Source organism: Undibacterium pigrum (assembly GCF_003201815.1).
GTDB lineage: Bacteria > Pseudomonadota > Gammaproteobacteria > Burkholderiales > Burkholderiaceae_D > Undibacterium > Undibacterium pigrum.
Window position 1 is genome coordinate 1 of the sequence record NZ_QJKB01000032.1, and the last position, 5301, is coordinate 5301.

At 43.3% G+C, this 5301-nt stretch carries 3 protein-coding genes and 3 pseudogenes; 2 read left to right on the forward strand and 4 right to left on the reverse strand.

Features of this window, described 5'->3' with window-relative positions; all coding sequences use genetic code 11:
- Positions 1-351: pseudogene (locus DFR42_RS28810) on the reverse strand (transposase); the annotation flags it as partial.
- Between the two features lie 53 nt (positions 352-404).
- On the opposite strand from DFR42_RS28810, the pseudogene DFR42_RS28815 reads away from it, so the two are divergent.
- Positions 405-734: pseudogene (locus DFR42_RS28815) on the forward strand (IS30 family transposase); the annotation flags it as partial.
- Between the two features lie 352 nt (positions 735-1086).
- Here the strand turns inward: DFR42_RS28815 and DFR42_RS28820 are convergent.
- The 3 genes from DFR42_RS28820 to DFR42_RS28830 all read right to left on the reverse strand — a co-directional run bounded on the left by DFR42_RS28820 (position 1087) and on the right by DFR42_RS28830 (position 4180).
- A complete protein-coding gene (locus tag DFR42_RS28820; RefSeq protein WP_281275204.1) occupies positions 1087-2244 on the reverse strand; it encodes an alpha-hydroxy acid oxidase in 1158 nt (385 codons plus the stop codon).
- A 51-nt stretch (positions 2245-2295) separates the two neighbouring features.
- On the reverse strand, positions 2296-3609 hold the full coding sequence (locus tag DFR42_RS28825; protein WP_110258525.1) for an aminotransferase-like domain-containing protein: 1314 nt from the start codon (positions 3607-3609) through the stop codon (positions 2296-2298).
- Positions 3610-3670: 61 nt separating this feature from the next.
- Positions 3671-4180 carry a VOC family protein gene (locus DFR42_RS28830; RefSeq protein ID WP_110258526.1) on the reverse strand — a complete coding sequence of 170 codons (510 nt, stop codon included), beginning with the start codon at positions 4178-4180 and terminating at the stop codon, positions 3671-3673.
- A 548-nt stretch (positions 4181-4728) separates the two neighbouring features.
- Between DFR42_RS28830 and DFR42_RS28835 the strand changes: the two are divergent.
- A pseudogene (locus tag DFR42_RS28835) lies at positions 4729-5301 on the forward strand (IS5 family transposase); the annotation flags it as partial.

The window sequence follows — 5301 nt, forward strand, 5'->3', positions numbered from 1 at the left end:
TTTTTGACACTCTGGGCATCAACGATCAAAAAGGTGCTGTGTACGTTCCGACCATGTTTGGTACGGGCCGCGCCAACCTGATTTTTTTAATGCCTACTCCAGCAGGCTTAACTCACTTCCCAACGGCTTCTCTTTCCATTGCTTAAAGTACGTGTACACCGTACTTTTGCGAGGAAAGTCGCTCGGTATCATGTCCCACTGGCAGCCGCTTTTCAACACGTACAATACCGCGCAAAGCACATCATATAAATCCATTTGGCGCGGCTTGGTTTTCTTGCGTGCGCTTAGCAGAATATCTTCTATCTTCGAAAACTGTTCTCGACTGATATCACTTGGGTAGGCTTTTCTCATCACCTAAGTTTACGCAATATTCCTTTTGTTTACAATAAGATCTCGAACAGCCTCTAAGTAAACAGGTCCGCAAATTACCCTTGGAACTGCGCCGCTCCTTGACATGGGACCGCGGGATGGAGCTGGCGCAACACAAAAAACTTACCGTCGCGACCGATGTTCAAGTTTACTTCTGTGATCCAAAAAGTCCTTGGCAGCGAGGCATCAACGAAAATACAAACCGCTTACTACGTCAATACTTCCCGAAAGGGACGGATCTGTCTGGATATTCACAAACTGACTTGAACAAGATTGCGCTCAAGCTAAATCAGCGACCAAGAAAAACCTTGGGATTTGAAACGCCAGCTAGTAAACTTAATTCCAGTGTCGCGTTGACCGGTTGAACCCACCTCCGCCTTTTTTACGATATCTCGCTCCATACGCGTCTCTGCCAATTCCTTGCGCAGTTTGGCAACTTCCGCTTCCAGCCCTGGAACTGTGCGGCTCTCAGGTGCTGCATTGGCTGTTTCTGCGCTCTTGGCAGCATTCACACAACCAACTAAAGCCCCTTTCGGAATGCCTATCCGCGATGCCGCTTTCCCAGCGTCATCCCTTGTGCCAAAACAAGCTTTACGACTTCTTCTCGCAATTCCGGTGGTATGTCTTTTTCTGTTTCATTATTTCTCCTGATCGTTTATTTTAACAAACAAGAGTGTTCGAGTTCTCCACTGGGAATGGGTCGATTGGAATCAACGATCATTTTTCCGTATCACCAAAATTGCTCCTGCTTTTAGCGTCTGCAGATAGAATGCCTGACAGAGCCATCGTATTCCTTGTTTCTTCTAGAAGAATATTTATTAATTGGTCGATACACTTCTCCCCCCCTGCGGCAAGTGCAAACAAAAACGCTCTGCCAAAGAAAGCCATATCAGCGCCACGCACCAATGCTTTAACAACATCTCCGCCGCTTCTTACACCAGAATCAACTGCAAGAAATTTCTTTCTTAAATTCGTACTGACAATATCTGGAAGAACAGAAATAGGTGCCGGCGCGCAGTCTAGCTGACGCCCACCGTGATTCGATAAAATAAGACCATCCACCCCAATAGATTCTGCAAATACCGCATCGGCTGGAGACAGTACTCCCTTGAGCAACATGATTCCAGACCATCGTTGCCGCACCTGTCGTAACACGGTCCAGTCAAGAATACCTCCAGTTTGCATAGCCATGAGATCCGCGAATGGCAGCTTCTTGCCTTTTTGGGAGGCATCTTCGATATTAGGAAATCGCACATTGCCAGCTAAGAGGCGTCGTATTCCCCAAATCGGGCTACTTGCTGCTTGTACAAGGTGACGAGCATTTAGATGGAAGGGCAGTGTTAAGCCGTTATGTAGGTCACGCAGTCGACGACCTGCCGCAGCAGTATCTACTGTAACTATCAGTACTGGACAGCCCAGTCGCTCTACGCGATCAATGAGTTGATATGTTAACTCGGCCGATTTTGAAGCATAAAGCTGAAACCACGGAGCTACACCGCATGCGTCTGCTATCTTTTCAACTGAAATACTTGCTGTAGTGCTCGCAACATAAGGAATACGAAACTTGGCTGCAGCTTTGGCAAGAAGGATATCTCCGTTTGGGTGCACTAGTCCACACAGTCCCAGTGGAGCGATTCCAAAGGGAGCAGCGTATTTAACACCAAAAAAAGTTACTTCTGTTGTTATGACACTAGTGTCCAAACCGATACGCGGTACAATTACGATATCGTTAAACGCTTTAATGTTACGCCGAAGCGCGAGCTCGTGCGATGCCCCTCCAGCAACGACGTCATACACGAAAGGTGGTAAGCGACGTCTGGCTGCATGGTGAAAATCGTCAACTGAGTAAAATGATGAGACCCGAGGAGTAAACAATGGAATTTTTCCGTATCATACCGCTATTGGAAGCATAGCACCCTTCAAATATCAAGGCTCGCATGTGCTAGATAAATCATTTTCATGTTCCATCGCTTGCATATGGTTTAACACAAACTCAGAAAATTGTCGGATTCCTTGACGAATTTCTCCAATTTCAGCATAACTAAATGCTAGTCGTACATTCCTATCATCAGAGTCATCGAGCGCAAAAAAAGATAATGGCATAACCAAAACGCCATAATCTTTTGCGCATATAAGCGCTTCTTCCGCTTTAAATTTGAACGGAAGATATACTGATAAGAAAAATCCTCCGGATGGTGTATTCCAGCTTATTTTCTCTTTATGCCCTGCAAATTCATTCTCAAGGCACTCTAGCATTGTGTCTCTGTTGACTTTATAAAAATCAACAGCCGGAGCCACCAAATTAGTCAACGAACACTCTTCCCTCAACAAGATTCCGCCTACAATTCCTTGTGAGATTTGGCTCGTATTGACCGTAATAAAGCTCTTTCTTTGAGATAGCTCATTATAAAATTTTTTGGCTTGCAGTTCACAACCAAACCATTTTTTTGGCAATACGGCGAATCCCACTCTCAACGAAGGGCAGATAGTTTTAGAAAATGTACCGAGATAGATTACACAGCCATATTCATCCAAAGCGAACATCGGGGCGTTCGCTATTCCTTCGAACCTATACATTCCATAAGGATTGTCTTCAAGTATAGTTATCCCTTTAGAGGCACAAAATTTTATAATTTCGATGCGTTCTTGTTCCGACAACACATCTCCAGTAGGATTATCGAACTCTGGAATTAGATATAAGACTCTTGGAGTTTTTCCACATCGCTCCAATGCATCGACAGAGGCGCGCAAGCCATCTAATGTGTTGTTTTGTTCAGCTTTAAACGAAGCGAGCTCTATACCATTTAACTCGCAAACGCCTGTGATACCAATATAAGTAGGAGTTCTAACGATAACCACATCATTTTTATCTTGACACAAACTCTTTACACTAAGCTCAATTGCTTCTTGACATCCGACTGTGACGATAATTTGGTCTGGTTGACACTTAATTGACTCGTCAGCTAATAAATGTTTTGAAATTAAATCAGAGATAATGCCGTTTGTTTTTCCGTACTGAGCAAGTAGGCTGTTAGCGCGAGTAACTGAAATATTATTTTTATCGGCGAAATAGGCTGTAAACCGTGATATCGCATCAAACCATGTTGAAGATTCAAAGAAACGTTCAGATGGGCGCCCTGACGCAAACGAAACTGCTTTTGGAAAATTTGAAGATATCTCGTTTAAAAAATTCATTACCTCTAGAGATGAAAAGCTTGAAATATTTTTTCCAGTTCCCATTACTCAATCACTTTAATTTTTAAATAAATAAACTATATAGCTCTATGTGAAGGAATTTAATTTAATAAGTTCCCTGTTTTTCGAGCTGGGTAAATAGCTCATGTATGTTCTCTTCTGTAAAATTATCTTCTCCAGTGCGCTCTATAAACTCAAAGCTCAACCCAGTATTGCCGTCCCGACTAGAAAAAATTTGCTTCAAACCGGCCCCTTTAATTACCGTAGTATCAAAAGTCAAACTGCGGTTTTTAAGTATAAAAGCAGCTTCCTCGACATCATCAACGGCAAACGCGATGTGAGCAACCCCAGGACCATAATTTTCAATAAGTTTTGAAACTTGCGATTCAGGTTCCGTGCCTTGACATAACACGAACTTAATACCGTTGTGCTCCAACTCGGCAGAGACCATCCCTGTTTTAAGTCCATGAATCACTCGACGACATGACAAAGTAAATCCAAGCATGGAAGTAAAAAAATCTATCGATTGATCGAGGTCCGTTACAGCAATAGCGATATGATCAATACGGTTAAATTTCGCCATCTTCGGACAATCTTCGTTTTTAATGTTCGACATAAGTTACCCAATAGCAGGTATAGCAGTTTTTTAAAAAAATAGCGTAATGAATCTCTATTTTTAATTTTTATTCATTACATAAATTCATGTTTTTTACGTTTCAACCGAAGAAAGCAAAATAGGAATACTGCGTTGAATGTAAAAAATCCAACTTTCCCAAGGCAACAAAACGGTTGCCGGAATTCCTGCAAATTGAATAGGTCTCTCAAATGAGTAAGACGCGCTTCCGCACCATTTTGATATCTCCCCACTATCTCTTGTTTTTCGAATTATATATAGAAAGACAATTGCCATTATTTACATTGTGTATTTCATCTTTTTCGAATTCCAAGATTCCGGCAGTATCCACAAGTCTTAGTCGATCCCTCGTAATCCAAATCGCATTGCGTTACTTTTGTTACTTTCACATGCCAATATTATACATTGTCTCAGTAGTGTCCCAGCGGTTTTATAGAAAAGACATTTGTTTAGGGAATCTCTGATTAAGTCCCCGAGCCCTGATTCAGAAACGGTAATATAAGCCTATTCTCCATAGAATCATAAAAACTATGAGACAGACGACATTTGCCGAAGGTAGTTTTGAACGCTACGCCAAGACGACGAAGCGAGCAGTGTTTCTATCAGAGATGAACCAGATTGTGCCGTGGGCGATGCTGTGCGAACTGATAGAGCCTCATTATCCCAAGGCAGGTAACGGACGTCCACCAGTTGGTGTAGAACGTATGCTGCGCATTTATTTCTTGCAGCAATGGTTCAACCTGTCTGATCCGGCTGTTGAGGAAGCCCTGTACGAATCCGTCTCCATGCGTAGCTTTGCTGCGATTGACCTGGGCAATGAACCTGTGCCGGATGAAACCACGGTGTGTAAATTCCGGCACTTGCTGGAACGCCATGGACTTGGCAAACGTATCTCGAAGAAGTCGGTCGTCATCTGCAGGAGCGGGGAATGAAAGTATCAGGTGGCACCATCGTTGATGCCACCATCATTTCAGCACCGTCTTCTACCAAGAACAAAGAAGGCAAACGCGACCCGGAAATGCGCCAGACCAGAAAGGGCAATCAATGGTACTTCGGCATGAAAGGGCATATAGGCGTGGATAGCAAGACCAAATTGATCCATG